A 17997-nucleotide genomic window follows, 5' to 3' on the forward strand; every position below is an offset into this window, starting at 1 on the left:
CCTAACCGCCTAGTCAAGGAGGAACGCACGGATTGGGCATTGAGACGCTCACCCTCAATAGCGGATGAGGAGATGATGTTAGCCAGTAACGTATCCAACGTTTGGTCGGAGTTCCCCAATCTGGAATGACTACCTATTAGCATTCCCAGCCTGCGTTGAGCATGCCGTAATCTGGGCAATATCTCGCTATCCTGCCAACGAAAATGGGGCCAGTCGGCTTGTTGCCAAATCCAAAATGGTTCCATTATTTCCTCATCCAACGTGCTAGGGTCATCAATAATGAGCCGACCCAGCCCATCATTCGGCTCAATGTTTGAGCCGAATATAACACATGCAGCAGACCAGCAGAGCTGGTAATGAGGATGGAGATCTAGGCTGAAAATCTCATACTGGATCTAATGGGCGTTGTTCCCCAAATCGATGCAGCTTGAATGGAACTAGCTGAGGGCGCGGTGATCTGATCACCACCATCACTTTCAAGTCTGCATCATGAGCACGTCGTTTCACCCCATCAACAACTGGCCTCAATACAACAAGTCTCTGATTGACCGTGGCTTTCTCACCTTCTGGGCGCATCTGGCAGTAGACCCCACGACTCACGATATCGGGGTATCACCGTCACTCGCTGTCAGAAAGCCCCGAGTGTAGCGGTCACTTGGGGCTGGGAAAGTCATAACTTGATGACTGATTTGGGCAACAACGCCAACTAGACCTAAACAATTAGAGGACACACGTTAACTTCTTACCTATATCAGGTAGAGCACCATAGACATGACGCTTATGATATGAATACAATCTACTTATCCAAACTCATTAAATTAATTGCGTCTTTATCATAGTAAGCAATATTATTTTTGCCATTCTTCTTCACGTAATAAAGTAATTCGTCAGCTAACTTGGTTAACTCATGAATATCCATATAGTCACGAATACGCACAATCCCAGCAGAAAAAGTGATTGGAGTAGGTAACTCATCAATATGTAATGGTTTTTCTAATAATCGACCAGCAATATAGGTCATCATATCTTGATCTGTAATCCCTCGATAAAGCACGATAAATTCTTCTCCTCCCCAGCGTATAGCAATGTCAACTTTGCGAGTGTTAAGCTTTAAATTAGCTGCAAAGCTTGCAAGCACTTTATCACCGATATTGTGACCATACTGGTCATTAACAGCTTTAAAGTTGTCAACATCCAATATCATTAAATAGTCATATTTGTGTAGTATGGATTTAGTAAGAAAATCTCGCTTAGGTAGATTGGTTAAACGGTCTACATAGGCAATTCGCTGAATACTCGGATAAACTATTCGCCATATTGTTGTTAGCAACAACAGCAGAAATAAATATGTTTGAAAAGAAATCCCAGTCAACACAAACCATATGAAGTCATTAACAGAATATATCCAGCTTAGATAGACAGGAGTGCTGGATTTAGTGTGCATAACTAATTTATTTACACAAATCTCATACGTTCCACAAGGCTCTGGCGAATGCATGGAAATACTGGTGCGCGTAGGATTGGCATAGTTAAATGGTCTAAGTACATCCTTAAATGCCACATCAATATCTATGTCAAACCCTAACAATCCATAACGAAAAATTTTTCCATCTACAATATTTATGAAAGGAAAATACATAGTTATTATATTTTTCCCACTAAAATCGTCAATTTCAACATCTGAAATATAAGCATCAGCATCGCTGCATAAACTCTTATCATTAGTAAACGCTGAACACCCGAAATAGTTCTGCCAGGATGGCATACCTATTAGAGCTGGCGATTTCATACGAAGCTTATTAGGCAAAATTGCTTCATTTCCATCGGCAACAATACCGATTAACTTATAATCATTTAAAATGACGTATGCATTTATTACTTCAGGGTAAGACACAACATACTTAAACCCATTAAGAACCTTGGCCGGGCCACATGACAGATTGATTTTATAATCTTGTTTTTTTGTGTTGAGATCGTAGCTGTAAATATAACCTAAATCAGGATTTTTGTGGCTATTAATCTTACAGTTTTCTTGGTGTTTATAATCATTAGCGTAACGAACCATCCTGTTAATATCAAGGATATTAGCCCGGTGATAAAAAACATCAAATACATTCCCTTGTTTTAATGTAATGATATCCATGCTGCGAATAAGTGATTGATATGAAGAATAGATAACAATAACTAAGCCACATACCGCCAGCATGCCTGGAATAAACCATTTCCACAATCTCAACATTTAATAACCATGTCTTTTAAAAAGTGGTTTTGATATCTATTTAAAATAGCAGTTTATCTGTTATTTCTGTATAGGCCTTGAGCGATTAGTCATTTAAAATGAATTTCCACTGTCCTATGCTGAATCGAGTCTATCTGCTTGGTGCTGCCATGGCTCTCTCCCGCCCTGTCACAACCCCTTTGAACTTGTTGTGCGTTTACACCTGCGATAAGCAGAACCGATTTTCCTCGGCAAACCAGCAACAGATCAACTGATACCCGACCTTACCATCCAGCGGCTTGATCCGACAACATCGCCACCCGACTTCCTTCTACCAGCAGGCACTTCCCATACATAACCTTCTAGATAAGGATAATCTTGATATCTGTACTGCACCAGTAATTGTCACCGCAGAGCCACAAGACCCTCAAGTTGTTGCTTCGGGTCAAGAGGGCTAACAAGGAGGAGTCTTCCGCTTTAGCTTACCATGACCAGTTGCCGCATTACGGATTAACCGATGCAACTATTAACCCCTTTAATTTCTCCATTTTAATTTAAAAATAAAGGTTGCTTCATTATTATGATGCAACCTTTATAAAAAAATAAACTTAAATTATTACAATAATAATTTCTCTGATATCAAAAAACTTATCTGCTTTATGTATTTGACTCTCTAGCCAAAACATTGGCATCACTTTTTGGCTGCATAACAATCAACGCCATTACACCAATAAACACTGCCATCATTACTGAAAAAAACCGAACCAACTCATCACCAATAGCATTGATGCTGGTCGAGGTGATTGCATAAAATATTAAGACCACATAGCTAGAGTATAGTAATTGAATTGAGTTATAACTGGCATTCTTTTCAACAGCACTGATGCCCATAAATAGAGCGCAGATAACGCTTACGCCTATTTGCAATATCAGATTTACCTGAAACACACACATTAACAATGTAGGAACTGCATAAAGTAAACTTGCATAGGTTGTAAGTAGACGTCTGATGCCATAATCATTACCCAACTCGGGGTTTGGGTCTTTAATTATAAGCGCTACAACGATTGCTATTATGGTACTCTGTGCAAGATTAAGAACAATGCCAATATATAATGTAACCAGCACCAGCGAAGCCTTAAACAACGTATGCCAAGGCTTGTGTGGTCGTTTTTTGTTACTTGCGTTAGCAGAAGTACCAGTTAACGGTACTCCACCAGGGAAAATAAAGTAAGCCAAATAGGCTGTAAAACCAGCAATAAATATATTTTTAAGCAATGCTCCTGGTATCTGGTCTACAGAAACCTCTTTCTGCTTCATAAATACAGCAATCATCGCTGTGGATACAATGAGTAGGATTGCAACCAAGTCTTGTGGATTTTTTCGCGTCCTATCCATGCACCAACAAAATACACCTAAGAGTGCCAAGTAATATACATGTGGATAATCAAGCAATAAATTACCCAACAACGCTTGCAGCCAAGATGTGACGAATAGAACCCCAGCCATCAGAAACACCATGATCAATGGTGGTGGCGTATGCGTAGTGGTCAAGAATACCGCACACATAGCTGGTGCTAGCAACGGCAAATCAGTACCAAACACATATTGCCAAAACAGCAATAATACGGGGAATAAGGCGACTCTAATGAGAGCATTGACTGGACTATGAAACATAACTTATATAGCTCCACGACCATATCCACAGGTCAGATAACAGCTCACCAATATAGGTCTGCCCTGGGTAGAAAGCGATAACAGCACGACCACCATAACGGGGACTAACTCCTGGAGGTAATGTATCGAACTGAATATTCACAGGGAAACGCTGTGCATTCGCACTTGCTGTCGGAGAGTCTAGCAAGCCCGTGTTTGCATTGACCTGTAATCCACCATTACCACTACTACCAAAGCCAATTGACGTAATATGACCCGTAAAAACCTGTCCAGGATAAGCATCCAATACTATCTTAACAGAAGTGCCTTTATTTAAATGTGCAAGTGAGTTTTCCCTCACCATAGCAGTAAGCCAGAGTTGTTCTGTATTAATAAATGTCAGCAATGGTTGACCTGCACTGGCATAATCACCTTTTGCTAGCATCAGATTGGTTATTACTCCGTTTGCTGGTGCTTTTAGTTCAGTATACCCAAGATTCAAAGCAGCCTGCTTTCGCTTATTCAAAACAGCCTGAATCTCTGGATTTTCCTCACCTCGAGGGCCGATTTCATAACGAGCCTTTTCCAACGCAGAGATAGTCTGAGCTAAATTGGCTTCGGCAGTCTGCAATTCAGCGAGGCTATCATCCATCGTTGATTGACTAATCGTACCTTTTTTCAGCAGAGCTCTATATCGCTCGACATGGCGTTTGGCATTATTCACAGTAGCACGAGCTGACTCTTCATTAGCTTTGGCGACATTAACGGATGCTGAGTCTGCATGATAAGTTTGAGCTGCTTGCTGTAGAGCCAGATTGGCAGCCTGCACTTCCAGTTCAAAAGGTTGTTTTTCAAGAGTAACCAAGATTTGTCCCTTTGACACCACATCGTTATTGGCTACATATATCTTTTCAACAGGCCCCGATACCTGTGGAGTTAAGCGAATGACATCCCCATTAACTCGTCCTTGGTCGGTCATCGGAGTGACCCGATCTGCCCACAAGCTATAGACCCAAAGGAGAAAAACAGCTAAGAAAATAAAATATGTAATTGAACGAGCTTGTGCCGTCTTGTCTTTTATAGACGGCGCTTGTTCTACCGCTTTAGAGTCGCTCATTTTCTATGTTCCTGTGTTTAGCGATATAGAATCAATTAAAGATGCTGACTTTTTTAAATATCAAGTTTTGTTTGGTGCGATACTCAATGAATAGGGTGATGATAAATGCGAATCCACCAACCAACATCGCAGCTAAAGTATTTGATACGAATACTTCCCCCATATACTTTGTCCAGATAACTGCCAGCGTGATAAACCAGCCAAAGAGGATCGCTGACTGTATGATAGCAGCTGGTAGTAAATTAATAAAAAGTCGTGACTTAATGTTAAATTGCTCTGTTTGACGTGTTTTATTCAACTGCTTAATAAATAACTTGGCTGTAATTAAAGATAAAATAATACCTAGACCAAAAGTAAGAGATATGGCCTCTCCCCATACCGAGATTTCATTATTTGAAATTGAGTTAACAGAAAGTGGAATTGTATCGAAGTTTTTAAATTGCCAATATGCAATTAACCCATTAATTACACCATTAATCAAGCCTGCAACAATGGAGTCTTGGGGTCTGATACTGGGTTGTGACATGACATACATTCCTTAAAAAACAATAGATAAACGAATAAATTCAAATAAATCAATCTACTATAAGCATGACCGACTGGTTTAACGTTATGCTGTGGTCATGCTAACTGTTGATTATCTTATAGTTTTAAGCCTCTAGAAGCCATGGAGATATCAAATTAATGCATCAAATGATACCCTTGCGGACTCTTAATCGTGATCCATGGCGTTGTTTCCCAAATCGATGCAGCTTGAATGGAACTAACTGAGGATTTGGGGATCTGATCACCACCATCTTCTTCAAGTCTGCATCATGGGCACGTCGCTTCACCACATCACCAACTGGCCTACATACAACAAGTCTCTGATTAGCCGTGGCTCACTCACCTTCTGGGTTGATGCCGAGGCCATGAACAACTGGTTTCACCACGACCATCATGGGAGGCGGGGGCGTAGCCAGCTTTACACTGACCAGACTATCTGTACCTTCCTGATGCTTAAGGGGATTTTCAACCTCACACTGGGGGCCACCCAAGGACTACTCGACTCCCTGTTCGAGTTGATGAACGTTCTGCTTTGTGCCCCCTATTACAGCAGTGTCAGCAAGCGAGCACGCACAGTGACGGTCGCTTATCGACAGCCCCCAAAGGGACGCATTACCGACTTGGTTATCGGCTCAACCGGGCTGAAGGTATTTGGTGAAGGCGAGTGGAAGGTCAGAAAACACGGTGCTGAGAAACGGCGAGTCTGGCGCAAGTTGCATCTGGCGGTAGACCCGGTGAGCCACGATATCGTGGCGGCGGAAGTCTCGCTGGAGAACGTCCAAGATGCCCAGGTGTTGCCGACCTTGCTCAATCCACTGCGGCGCAAGCTGGGGCGTGTTTATGCGGATGGTGCCTATGACAGCAAAGCTAGCCATCAGCTAATCTCGCGTAAAGGGGCGACTGCTTGTATCCCGCCTCGCAAGAAAGCGGGGTTATGGGAAAAGGGACATCCGAGAAATGAGGCGGTGCTGGTGATGCGTAAGGAGGGGCTAGCGCACTGGAAGAAGATGTCGGGATATCACCGTCGCTCGCTGGCAGAAACGGCAATGTATCGGTTCAAGCAGCTGATGAAGGGCAAAATCAGTCTGCGAACATACAACGGTCAGGTAGGGGAAGTGATGGCGTATGTTGGTGCAATCAACAAACTGAACCCCCTTGGTCTGCCTGTCAGAAAGCCCCGAGTGTGACGGTCACTTGGGGCTGGGGCAGTTGTGGCTTGATGGGGGATTTGGGAAACAACGCCCCAGTTTACGCGACAACTACCTTGAAAAAAGCCAGCGTCCGGCGTCTGCGCTTTCAACGGTCTGCGGCTATTTCACAAATGTTTCACGCGAGAGTGGGAATAATGAAATTATTCAAACAGAAAAACTGATTAGGGAAAAGTAACATGAAGGCAATAACTGTAGCTACGTTGACGATGTTAACTGTTTTAAGCTTGCCAAGTTTTGCGGCTTACAATGGTCCGGAGCATAATGTGTCTGCAAGTGAAGTCTCAGCGAGATGAGTCTTGGGTCACCTTGCAGGGGAAATTAGCCAAGCGCTTAGGCGAAGATAGCTTCATGTTCCGCGATTCTACTGGCGAAATAATGGTAGAGATTGATGATGAGTCATGGGTTGGCCAAGAGATCTCCCCCAACGATACAGTCCGTATCAGCGGGGAAGTTGACCAAGATTGGAGTGACGTAAAAGTCGATGTGTCATCGCTGAGTAAAGTAGGGGGAATGCCAGTTAACCTCGGTGGTTTTAGCGTCAAGTAACCAAGCTCAGAGCGCTGGAAGCATTGCTCGGTGAGAATACCAATGGCGCCCAACACCATCAGCCGCCTGCTCCTGCCTATCCATCAATGTGGACAGGGAAAGGCAGCCAATCGGTGCTGTGATGCTGGTTCCGCGGAACGGCCAGAGCAAGAGCAAGAGCAGAAAGCCGGTTTACGCGACAACCATCTTGAAATATACCGGAACGGATATGACCAAAAAATTAGCGATCAATGACTATGAACAGGAAATACTAGACTGGATAGAGAAGGAGTTGCCAGGGCAACCCCGTCTTGATGACCTTGCTGCTGCGATCGGCTACAGCAAGCGGCACATACAACAGCATTTCCAACAAATACACGGTCTAACAATCGGGTCCTACATTCTAAACAGGCGACTGTACATCGCCAGTGTATTATTGCGCATGACCAAACTGAGTGTCAGTGAAATCGCAAGCCAACTTCACTTTTGCAACCACAATAACTTTTGCCGCTCCTTTCGAAATAAACTCAATTGTTCCCCTCTCGCCTTCCGTTCACTCCAGCTCCACCTCTTACCAAGCCTGCAACTGCCTCAGGTAAACTATAGAAAGCCAATCGCTTACAGCATTACTACTTTAGAGAATACACTCTTGGTTGGCACAACTTCTCGGTATGAAGAGAAGTTCAGCGCCTCAAATTCGATTGGAGGTCAAATAAAGCTACAACGATTGCGAGCTTGGTTCCAAGACAGCAGGGGGGGATTGGCCATAGCCTCTGAAGTGGATCGCGATACATCGACGTTCCAATCCCGACATGGAGTCATCATGGTCAACTGTATTGTGGGCAATATAATGCCTGCAAGCCAAGTCGTTGATATAGCAGAGGGCGTAACTACCTACCTCCCCAACGGGTGCTACCTTTGCTGCCCCTTCTATGGTCTATTTAGTGATTATGCTACGCATAACATTGACATATATAGACACTTACTGCCTCAACTAAAACTCAAGCGCAGAGAGGGGTATGATATCGAGTTATTTCACTTTACGCGCAACATTTTCGATGAGCATCCCAAAGTCTCTTGTGAGCACTACATACCGATTGAATCGCCCACTACAGTAATTAGTGATTACGCTAAATAACACATGGCTTCTGTTCAATGCTTGCATGGCGTTAATGGGATGGTCGCCCCTCCCCAAAACGGCATCTGAGTGCCAAAGTGGCGAATGTACGTTCCTACTGATGAGAGAGGCGACCACCATCAGCCATCCATACACACACCTGAAAAACAGACTTAGCAATATCGATTCCAACTACTTTGATCGTGTTCATGTGGTGCTCCCCCAAGTTGAACGCTGTCAGCCTAAGTATGAAACTGACCGCGCCGGGAGGGGGCGTCCATCACATCACTACAAGCCTTCGAATTTACCCTTTAGTTGTTGATGCAGTAAGGCTAACATAGTTGCACCAGAGAGGCTGATCATCAGTGCCCCATTGATCGCTTCGATAGGACCTAACAATCGCCATTTCTCACTCATAACCAAATCGCCGTAGCCTAGCGTCGAGAAGTTGACTCCCGAGTGATAAATTGCAACCTCGATAGATTGAAACTCTCCCAGCAGTAAAAAGAGCGTACCCCAGAGCGCGATCTGTAGGAAACTTCCAAGCATCAAGATAGTGATTACGCCAAAAAGGGGCCATGCCCCTTTTGTGTGTCCACCCTGTTGATGACTTTTTCGAAGATAGTAACGAACGCTCCAAACATTGATGTTAGTTTGTAACAACATATTTCCCCAAATGATAGGCATACCAACCAAAAGCACATCGAACATGTTAACTTCCTCTTAGCAATTCTTTATAGATGAAATACTGATGTATATGCATCTTGACATACAATGTGGATTTATATTCATACAAGCACGCCAAATTAACATTAATTATTTATTGGCGGTAATGTTTTTTATCTTTCTAACCACCAATCGATAAATAGATATTTTGGCTCAACTCAGCTGTCCTAGATAGTAGATTTATCGGAAATGAATCAGACAAATTTATAAAATCTGATTATTCGCAAAAATCAATCTGTTAGCATGGCTCAATGCGGCTGCCTCCATGCTCCGTCGATGGTTACCTAAGTAGATCACTGCACTCATATCGCTTCTACAGGTGACATGGAGCACACATAGTCGCTGAGCCTTGTCACCTCAGGCGTTGCCGTCAGATTGCACAAACTCCCTACGCCACAAGGCTTCCGGCAAGATGTAGCACTATTAGGATCAGTTATTTAGTATAGGCATTGCCTAGCGTAGGCCCGTGCCAACTTTGCGGATAAAAGACCCTGCCTATCAGGAGAAAATGGTGGATATCGACGCGGCACTGGCCCGCTGTGATGCCGATAATCCGGTGTTTTATGAGGATGAAGTCGATATAGACCTCAATCCCAAATTAGGGGCCGACTGGATGTTCAGAGCGCAGCAAAAGCGGGTTGTCACACCGGGACGGAACGCGAAACATTACCTGGCAGGCGTTCTCCATGCAGGCAACGGAAGAGTGCTTTACGTCAGTGGGATAAAGAAAAACTCATCCCTGTTTATCGCCATGCTGTAAAAGCTGCGTCGCCACTACCGACGAGCCAAAACCATCACGCTGATCCTCGATAACGACATCATTCACAAAAGCAAACAAACCGAGCGATGGTTGAATAAGAATCCCAAGTTCTGCCTGATATTCCAGCCAGTTTACAGCCCTTGGGTCAATCACATAGAACAGTTGTGGCACAAGTTACATGAAACCATCACGCGCAATCAGCAATATAGCGGAATGGCCAGCCTGCTGGCCCGAGTGAAACACTTCATGGATACCGTGTCTCCTTTCCCGGGGAATGGCTATGGCACAGCGAAGGTGTAGCACTATTGGGAACAGTTATTTAGCGCAGTCAAATTATTCATTATGAATCACACGCCAAAATTTATGTCATCTCAAACGATAACGTCACAAATAAAATACATACGAACAGGGCCTTGGAATATATGTCAGCAGACATTTTCATTAAGGCCCTGTGCGCACGCAGGTAAGCTTTTAACGAATGTTATCCAACTCACGTTCGGAAACAAACATCGTCAGAGTATTCCCTCGAATATAAAGCCCATCACCTACACGATCTAAAGTGACGCGAACGCGACGATCTGCTTTAACGATAATACCATTTTTTTCCAAATCAGCAGTCGCTCGAGTTTTTCCATGGCGAGTCATTACCTTAAGAATATCACCTTTGCGAAGACCATAACTCACATTTGGGAAGCGAGACTTAAACAGAATTTTGCTATCTTCTTCATAAGCTCTAATTTTTGTGATTTTTCCATCGACAGAACCAGCAAATGCAGAGGTAGACATTACACAAAACGATAACGCAGCGACTAGCGGAAGCATAAATTTACTTTTCATAACAACCTCATAAAGATAATTAAAAACTAAAGACACTGTCCGTAGTAACGTTGCAAAATATATATAAAACACCTTGACAACATGTCTTGATTACTTCATTTTCAGCTTGGTGAGTTGTAGCTAAATTGGCGTATTGGTTAAATAAAAATGGGGAAGTCTTTCCCCAAGCGGCTTATTCTACTCAGTTCACCTGCTGCCTGACTGGCATACCAAACTCCGTTATTTTTTCATCGCCTTCACATCTGCCAGCGCTTCACCGACCTGAGCATTGTAATTCCTCAAACTCAAATTCGAGCTGATGAATTGTTTGAAACGATACATCGCTGTCTCGGCTTCTGAACGCTAATGGGGTAGCCAGACGACCCTTTCCAATCATTCAGGTTGCCAGCCTTGAGTGTCTTCACCGCTTCATTACGGGAATGCACTTCCTCCCGTAACGCGGCATTTTTTCGCGGCGGGATCGTTGCCCTAGCGCTTTCCTTCTTCTGGAGGGCATGGCACTCTTTGGTGTCATAGGCTCCATCGGCACTAACCTGCTCGATCTTGTGCCGCAGTCGATTGAGTAAGGTCAACAGCACCCGCATCATGACCATTATCCAACGACTTCTCCGTTGCAACGATGGCATGGGTCTGTGCATCATATCCCGTATTGGCCATGGCACCGAACGCATGGTTATCGCAGTCACGTGTTTCGCGGGTGGCACGACGTCAGGCACAAGGCGGACAAGCGGTGCACCAGGCAGTTAAGCCATGTTCAACTAGTCGATGTGCGTTTTGTCCGGTTTTTGTTCAAATCCAGACAGATTAAAAAATCGATGAAGGCACCGAACCTCCTTGCGCAACAGCAAAATAATGATTTATCCATGTAGCGGGCGCTTACCACTCCCTTTTGGCGGGCAAAAAATGGCGCTACGTGGGCACCCATACGCCTCCAATAGGGCTTGAGGATGTACTCTCTACTTTTCATGTAAAATAAACTATCAAGTTCAAAAAATAGTGTCATTTAATGCATAACCTCGTGCTCAACGGACCGACTATTGCTACCCCCTTTACGCGGCACTCGATGCTCGTCGAACACAGTGTCAGCAAGCGCGCCCGTACTATGAACGTTGCCTATCGACCGCCCTCCAAGGGGCACATCACCGACCTAGTTATCGACTCAATCAGCCTGAAGGTGTTTGGTGAAGGCAACTGGAAAGTCAGAAAGCACAGCGCCGAGAAACGGCGATTCTGGCGCAAGTTGCATCTGGCGGTAGACCCGGCATCGTGGCGGCACAAGTGTCGTTGGATAATGGCCATTACGCGGGTGCTGCTGACATTTTCTTGATTGAAGAGGCCCCTTTCAGAACCTCTTGTAATTAGAAATTATAAACCAAACCGGTATTAATGCTGCTTACGTAGGTATCATAGAAGTTGATATCAGAGTCACTTTTGCTATAAGAGGCGCTAACTAATCCATTAAGCCCCTTCACATTAAATAAGTGATGCCAGAAGAAAGTGCTGCTGATACCAAATTCATCTGAATCAGCCTTGTTACCAAAAATAGGGTTGGCTTCATCGTAACTTGTCTTGCCAAGATAGATATTGCTAACCAATGACCACTGACTGTTATTGTACCCATGGGAGAGCTGAATTTGGGTCTTGTCATAGCTCATAGCACTGCCATCAAAGTCACCCTTGCTATATGTCAACTCTGGGCGCAGTACGTGTCCTTTGCTAAAACTCCAGTCATAGGACAAGGCGATGTCGCTTGTGGTGCCGTTGCGATCTAACATGTCACGTTGTGCGTTGTTGATATACCAAACACTCTTGCCGCTCTGCTCTTCAGAAATATCGAACTTACGCACTGTATATGAAGTGTTAAAATTGGTTCCCCAAATCTGGTCCCATGCTAAACGGGCACCATTAGATTTCATATCTACCTCATTGCGCCTTCCTGCCACATATGGATCAGACCAAGTTTTTGTTGCGAGCATTGGGAAAACATAACCCAGAGCCACAATCCCTTTATCTCCTATCTGCTGACGTACACCTAATTGCTGAGTGAAGTCAAAACGCACAGCATCTTGGATCAGGTTACCGAAGAACAGCTGAGTTCGAGTATCTGAAAATGTATAACGAAGATCTGCACCTAAAAGAGGTGTCACAGAAGAGTAGTTCTCTGGTGAGTTGAACAATCCAGAATGACTATCATTATCGTCATTCGGGCCTTTGTACATATTCGATTTGTACTCAAGAGTGCCAACTCCCCCCATGACAAAACCAGAGAAACCAGATTGAGTTGGGATCTGGATGATCTCAGCATTAACAGAGGTTGTTGCAAGCATTGTCACTGCAATAATTGATAGTTTCTTCATTTACTTAAATATCCCAATATTATCGTTTATATATAGTTGCTATCAACTTGAATAGGCTACAATCAACCGTCTAGATACTTGATGATTAAATTTAAACCTATATTACTGTTCTCTTATGACAGACGATACTCACCGGTGTTGATAAGTGTGGGCGATTTATCATTCATGTCATAAAAAATGACACGTTTTAATTTGAATCAAATTTTTAAGTAATGAAAAATTTGATTTTATACCTAGAAAAGGCGTTGTTCCTCAAGTCAGTTGTAAGAACGCAGCTTCCCCAGCCCCAAGTAACCGCTACACTTAGCGCTTCCTGACAGGCAGCCTAAGGGTTGTTCTGCGCTCACATACACCATCACTGCCCCCGCCTTACCGTTGTATGTTCGCAGACTGATTTGGCCCGTCATCAACTGCTTGAATCGATATATTGCCGTCTCTGCGACCGAGCGACGGTGATATCCCGATATCTTCTTCCAATGCGCCAGCCCTTCATTGCGCATCACCAACACCGCCTCATTTCTCGGACGTCTCTTTGAGCACTATCAGCTGATGGCTGGCTTTGCTGTCATAGGCGCCATCTGCATAAACACGCCCCAGCTTGCGCCATAGTCGATTGAGTAAGGGTGGCCGCGGCGGATATTAGGAGTGGTACATCGGGCGGTGCTGGCTAGCACACATTGTCGGTGTTCTCTTTTGCCCAGTACATCGCAGGGGTCAGGATTACCGTTCCCTCACAAAGATTAAAAAATCGACGAATGCACCGAATCTCCTTGCGCAACAGCAAAATAATGATTTATCCATGTAGCGGGCGTTTACCACTCCCTTTTGGCGGGCAAAAAATGGTGCTACGTGGGCACCCATACGCCCGCAATAGGGCTTGAGAATGTACTCTTTACCTTTCATGTAAAATAAACTATCGAATTCAAAAAATAGTGTCATTTAATGCATAACCTCGTGTTCAACGGACCGATTATTGCTACCCCCTTTACGCGGCACTCGATGCTCGTCGAACACAACGATGCCAGAGAGGGCTAAATAACTGGTCCCAATAGTGCTACACCTTCGCTATGCCATAGCCATTCCCCGGGAAAGGAGACACGGTATCCATGAAGTGTTTCACTCGGGCCAGCAGGCTGGCCATTCCTCTGCATTGATGATTGCGCGTGACGGTTTCATCTAACTTGTGCCACAACCGTTCTATGTGATTAACCCAAGGACTGTAAACTGGCTGGAACACCAAGCAGAACTTGGGATTCTTCTTCAACCATCGCTCGGTCTGTTTGCTTTTGTGAATGATGTCGTTATCGAGGATCTGCGTGATGGTTTTGACTCGTCGGTAGTGGCGACGCAGCTTTTCCAGCATGGCGATAAACAGCGATGAGTATTTCTTTATCCCACTGACGTAAAGCACTCTTCCGTTGCCTGCATGGAGAACGCCTGCCAGGTAATGTTTCGCGTTCCGTCCCGGTGTGACAACCCGCTTTTGCTGCGCTCTGAACATCCAGTCGGCCCCTAATTTGGGATTAAGGTCTATATCGACTTCATCCTCATAAAACACCGGATTATCGGCATCACAGCGGGCCAGCGCAGCGTCGATATCCGCCATTTCCTCCTGATAGGTTGGGTCTTTTATCCGCAAGGTCGGCACGGCCCTTCGCCAGACAATGTCCATACGAGGTAACCATCGGTGGAGCGTGGAGGCGGCCATATTGAGGCCTGTTAACCGATTGATTTTGATAGCCAATAGTTCGGTACACCAGCGGCTGCGCTGATAACCAAAATCTTGCGGAGAAAACTGCATGAGCAGCATCAGTAAGGTGACAATCTTGGCGACAGGTAAGACCGGGGCACGGCCAGCCGGTAAGGCTTCTAACGCACCCACACCTGCATCTCGATACCACCGAAGCCAACGGCCGATGGTCGAGCGAGCCTCGCCGGCAAGGTGATGAACATCAGTGATCGTGCGGCCTTCATGTAACAGCAAGATGGCCATCAAGCGACGAGCATGCCCTTTATCACGCGTGGCATCGATGATTTTGTGAATGCGGCGCCGTTGTGGTCGTGGTAGGGGTAGTAGGATAGGGTGTTGTTTCCTAAATCGATGCAGCTTGAATGGAACTAATTGAAAACCCAGTCATCTGATCACCACCATCCCCCTCAAGTCTGCATCATGGGTAAAGCGCTTCACCACATCACCAATTGGCCTCAATACAACAGGTCTCTGATCAACCGTGGCTCTCTCACTTTCTGGGTGAATCGCCACAATCCCCCAAACGAGACTCACGTAAACCAAACACCTCATGTTGTGTTGCGACCCAACGCTCTGCTATTACAGTTGCACCGAAATCAACTCAGCAAAGCTGTGTACTGTTGGGTTTGGTGGTAAAATATTTATAGTTTGGAAAACCTAACTACACACGGCTATACACTCTAAATAATGAGTGATAAGTCATTGTTTTATAGGGGGTATTAGGTATCCCCGTCCTGATTTGCAATCAGACATAAGAGTCCGACATGTTTAAACCAGAATTGCTCTCCCCCGCAGGTTCCCTCAAGAACATGCGTTACGCCTATGCCTATGGCGCCGATGCCGTCTATGCCGGCCAGCCCCGCTACAGCCTGCGGGTGCGCAACAACGAATTCGATCACGAGAACCTGCAGCTCGGCATCAACGAAGCCCATGCCCTCGGCAAGCAGTTCTACGTGGTGGCCAACATCCAGCCCCACAACTCCAAGCTCAAGACCTTCATCCGCGACATGCGCCCCGTGGTGGAGATGAACCCGGATGCGCTGATCATGTCAGACCCCGGTCTCATCATGATGATGCGTGAAGCCTTCCCGGACATGCCCATTCACCTCTCGGTGCAGGCCAACGCGGTCAACTGGGCCACGGTGAAGTTCTGGCATCAGATGGGCCTGACCCGTGCCATCCTCTCTCGCGAGCTGTCGCTAGACGAGATCGAGGAGATCCGCATGCAGGTCCCTGAGATGGAGCTGGAAGTGTTCGTCCATGGGGCGCTGTGCATGGCCTACTCCGGCCGCTGCCTGCTCTCCGGCTACATCAACAAGCGCGACCCCAACCAGGGCACCTGCACCAACTCCTGCCGCTGGGAGTACAAGGTGCATGAGGGCAAGGAGGACGAGGTGGGCCAGATTGTCCACCGCCAGGAGCCCATCGCCGTGCAGAAAGTGGACCCGACCCTGGGTGCCGGCAAACCGACCGATGCGCTGGTGCTGCTGGAAGAGTCCAACCGTCCGGGCGAGTACATGAGCGCGTTCGAGGACGAGCACGGCACCTACATCATGAACTCCAAGGATCTGCGCGCCGTCGAGCACGTGGAGCGGCTGACCAGGATGGGCGTCCATTCGCTGAAGATCGAAGGCCGTACCAAGTCCTTCTACTACTGCGCGCGCACCGCCCAGGTCTATCGCAAGGCGATCGACGATGCGGTTGCCGGCCGGCCGTTTGACCGCAGCCTGATGGGCACCCTGGAAAATCTGGCCCACCGCGGTTACACCGAGGGCTTCCTGCGCCGTCACAACCACAGCGAATACCAGAACTACGACTACGGCTACTCGGTCTCCGATACCCAGCAGTTCGTCGGCGAGATCACCGGTCGCAACGGCGACATGGTGGAAGTCGAGGTGAAGAACAAGTTCCTGGTGGGCAACAGCCTGGAACTGATGACCCCGCAGGGCAACCTCAGCTTCAATCTGGAGCAGATGCAGAACCGCAAGGGCGAGCTCATCGACACAGCGCCGGGTAACGGCCACGTGGTCTATGTGCCGGTACCGAAGGAAGTGGACGTTGACTACGGCATCCTGCTGCGCAACCTCGGCGAGCGCGAGGACACCCGTCAGCCCCACTCGGCCGCCTGAGATGTCCCTGCTCATCACCGACAAGTGCATCAACTGTGACATGTGCGATCCCGAGTGTCCGAACCAGGCCATTAGCCTGGGCGAGGAGATCTACGAGATTGACCCCAGTCGCTGCACCGAGTGCGTCGGCCACTACGAGAAGCCGACCTGCATCAGCGTCTGCCCTATCGACTGCATCATCTGGGATCCCGCCCATGTGGAGACCGAAGATCAGTTGATGGAAAAGTTTGTGCGGATGCACCGGCAGTAGCGCCTTCATCGGCGTCTGCAGTTCACGGACTGCATCATCTGGGACCCCGCTCATGTGGAGACCGAAGATCAGCTGATGGAGAAGTTTGTGCGGATGCACCAGCAGTAGCGCCTTCATCGGCGTCTGCAGTTCACGGACCGCATCATCCGGGACCCCGCTCATGTGGAGACCGAAGATCAGCTGATGGAAAAGTTTGTGCGGATGCACAGGCAATAGAATGCAACAAGGCCGGGGATATCCCGGCCTTGTTCATTGTGTCTTTCGGCTACTGCTCAGGACTTTCCAATCAGCTGCTGCAGCGCCAGCAGCTCGCGTTCGGCCTCCAGCAGACGAAGCTGGGAAGCATCGAGCTTGCCCTGCTTGTCGGCCACCCTGTCCGGTCTGCCGGCAACACGCGCCTGTTGCAGTTCGCTCAGATGCGCATCCACCTCTTGCTGCATCTTTGCCACCCGTTGTTGCTGCTCCCGGTAAAGCCCTTTGTCGCTACAGTAGGCCTGAATATTGCGTTTTGCCCGCTCCAGCCCAGCTACTCTGTCGCCATTTTTTTGGGCCCTGGCCTCAACCAGTTGTTCATCAACCGCCTGCAAACGAGCCTTGCAGCCGACAGCCTGGCTGCCATAGGCCTGGCCCGCCAGCAACAGCAGGCTCGCACCTATCATCTTCCACATCAGGATCCACCCGGTTATGTTTGCTTTTCGAGCTGCCAATAAAAGCGTCGTTCTGCCGCAGGGTCAAGGCGACGGGAAACAGGTGCGACAGAAGTTGTACTGTGTCACGCCATCCCCCTCCCATTGGTTC

Annotated in this window: 14 protein-coding genes and 7 pseudogenes; 9 read left to right on the forward strand and 12 right to left on the reverse strand. The window is 46.8% G+C overall.

The annotated features are described in order from the left end of the window. Nucleotides 1–11: 11 nt before the first annotated feature. The 5 genes and pseudogenes from ACB034_RS12950 to ACB034_RS12970 form a co-directional block, all read right to left on the reverse strand. A pseudogene (locus ACB034_RS12950) lies at nt 12–245 on the reverse strand (DUF4172 domain-containing protein); the annotation flags it as partial. Between the two features lie 551 nt (nt 246–796). Further along, nucleotides 797–2239 carry a GGDEF domain-containing protein gene (locus ACB034_RS12955; RefSeq protein ID WP_371172982.1) on the reverse strand — a complete coding sequence of 481 codons (1443 nt, stop codon included), beginning with the start codon at nt 2237–2239 and terminating at the stop codon, nt 797–799. A gap of 636 nt (nt 2240–2875) precedes the next feature. Continuing rightward, nucleotides 2876–3895: a DUF2955 domain-containing protein gene (locus tag ACB034_RS12960; protein ID WP_371172983.1), complete on the reverse strand. Its 1020-nt coding sequence runs from the start codon at nt 3893–3895 to the stop codon at nt 2876–2878. Continuing rightward, complete coding sequence (locus ACB034_RS12965) at nt 3885–4991, reverse strand: HlyD family secretion protein (protein WP_371172984.1); 1107 nt, start codon at nt 4989–4991, stop codon at nt 3885–3887. The genes ACB034_RS12960 and ACB034_RS12965 overlap by 11 nt, the downstream gene beginning before the upstream one ends. A 31-nt stretch (nt 4992–5022) precedes the next feature. Then, on the reverse strand, nt 5023–5517 hold the full coding sequence (locus ACB034_RS12970; protein ID WP_371172985.1) for a hypothetical protein: 495 nt from the start codon (nt 5515–5517) through the stop codon (nt 5023–5025). Nucleotides 5518–5806: 289 nt separating this feature from the next. Here ACB034_RS12970 and ACB034_RS12975 point away from each other — a divergent pair, with 289 nt between their 5' ends. From ACB034_RS12975 to ACB034_RS12985, 3 genes are all read left to right on the forward strand, one after another. After that, on the forward strand, nt 5807–6724 hold the full coding sequence (locus ACB034_RS12975; RefSeq protein ID WP_371172986.1) for an IS5 family transposase: 918 nt from the start codon (nt 5807–5809) through the stop codon (nt 6722–6724). Between the two features lie 285 nt (nt 6725–7009). Next, complete coding sequence (locus ACB034_RS12980; protein ID WP_371172987.1) at nt 7010–7294, forward strand: YgiW/YdeI family stress tolerance OB fold protein; 285 nt, start codon at nt 7010–7012, stop codon at nt 7292–7294. Between the two features lie 208 nt (nt 7295–7502). Then, nucleotides 7503–8411, forward strand: coding sequence for a helix-turn-helix domain-containing protein (locus ACB034_RS12985; RefSeq protein ID WP_371172988.1), 909 nt, complete (start codon nt 7503–7505; stop codon nt 8409–8411). Between the two features lie 267 nt (nt 8412–8678). Here the strand turns inward: ACB034_RS12985 and ACB034_RS12990 are convergent, their stop codons facing one another. After that, nucleotides 8679–9101 (reverse strand): ion channel, encoded by a 423-nt coding sequence (locus ACB034_RS12990; protein WP_371172989.1) that lies wholly within the window; start codon nt 9099–9101, stop codon nt 8679–8681. Nucleotides 9102–9573: 472 nt separating this feature from the next. On the opposite strand from ACB034_RS12990, the pseudogene ACB034_RS12995 reads away from it, so the two are divergent. After that, nucleotides 9574–10176: pseudogene (locus ACB034_RS12995) on the forward strand (IS630 family transposase); the annotation flags it as partial. A gap of 171 nt (nt 10177–10347) precedes the next feature. Here the strand turns inward: ACB034_RS12995 and ACB034_RS13000 are convergent. Together ACB034_RS13000 and ACB034_RS13005 are read right to left on the reverse strand one after the other, a co-directional pair. Next, on the reverse strand, nt 10348–10713 hold the full coding sequence (locus ACB034_RS13000) for a hypothetical protein (protein WP_371172990.1): 366 nt from the start codon (nt 10711–10713) through the stop codon (nt 10348–10350). A 181-nt stretch (nt 10714–10894) separates the two neighbouring features. Next, a pseudogene (locus ACB034_RS13005) lies at nt 10895–11352 on the reverse strand (transposase); the annotation flags it as partial. Between the two features lie 442 nt (nt 11353–11794). Here ACB034_RS13005 and ACB034_RS13010 point away from each other — a divergent pair. Further along, nucleotides 11795–12018 (forward strand): annotated as a pseudogene (locus ACB034_RS13010) (transposase); the annotation flags it as partial. A gap of 53 nt (nt 12019–12071) precedes the next feature. Here the strand turns inward: ACB034_RS13010 and ACB034_RS13015 are convergent. The 3 genes and pseudogenes from ACB034_RS13015 to ACB034_RS13025 all read right to left on the reverse strand — a co-directional run bounded on the left by ACB034_RS13015 (nt 12072) and on the right by ACB034_RS13025 (nt 15150). Continuing rightward, entirely contained in the window at nt 12072–13070 is a 999-nt protein-coding gene (locus ACB034_RS13015; protein WP_371172991.1) for a DUF2860 family protein, read from the reverse strand. 257 nt (nt 13071–13327) lie between these two features. Next, nucleotides 13328–13697, reverse strand: a pseudogene (locus tag ACB034_RS13020) (hypothetical protein); the annotation flags it as partial. 427 nt (nt 13698–14124) lie between these two features. Continuing rightward, on the reverse strand, nt 14125–15150 hold the full coding sequence (locus tag ACB034_RS13025) for an IS630 family transposase (protein WP_371173074.1): 1026 nt from the start codon (nt 15148–15150) through the stop codon (nt 14125–14127). A gap of 90 nt (nt 15151–15240) precedes the next feature. On the opposite strand from ACB034_RS13025, the pseudogene ACB034_RS13030 reads away from it, so the two are divergent. The 4 genes and pseudogenes from ACB034_RS13030 to ACB034_RS13045 form a co-directional block, all read left to right on the forward strand. Beyond that, nucleotides 15241–15354: pseudogene (locus ACB034_RS13030) on the forward strand (IS5/IS1182 family transposase); the annotation flags it as partial. Nucleotides 15355–15584: 230 nt separating this feature from the next. Then, complete coding sequence (gene yegQ, locus ACB034_RS13035) at nt 15585–16949, forward strand: tRNA 5-hydroxyuridine modification protein YegQ (RefSeq protein ID WP_042024772.1); 1365 nt, start codon at nt 15585–15587, stop codon at nt 16947–16949. A 1-nt stretch (nt 16950) separates the two neighbouring features. Beyond that, complete coding sequence (locus tag ACB034_RS13040; protein WP_017787727.1) at nt 16951–17199, forward strand: YfhL family 4Fe-4S dicluster ferredoxin; 249 nt, start codon at nt 16951–16953, stop codon at nt 17197–17199. A gap of 150 nt (nt 17200–17349) precedes the next feature. Continuing rightward, nucleotides 17350–17415, forward strand: a pseudogene (locus ACB034_RS13045) (ferredoxin); the annotation flags it as partial. Between the two features lie 56 nt (nt 17416–17471). On the opposite strand, the gene ACB034_RS13050 reads toward ACB034_RS13045, so the two are convergent. Continuing rightward, the gene (locus ACB034_RS13050; RefSeq protein WP_371172992.1) at nt 17472–17867 is read right to left on the reverse strand and encodes a DUF1090 domain-containing protein; all 396 of its coding nucleotides are present in this window, start codon (nt 17865–17867) and stop codon (nt 17472–17474) included. Nucleotides 17868–17997 lie beyond the last annotated feature (130 nt).

Source organism: Aeromonas sp. S18(2024) (assembly GCF_041402525.1).
Taxonomy (GTDB): domain Bacteria; phylum Pseudomonadota; class Gammaproteobacteria; order Enterobacterales; family Aeromonadaceae; genus Aeromonas; species Aeromonas enteropelogenes.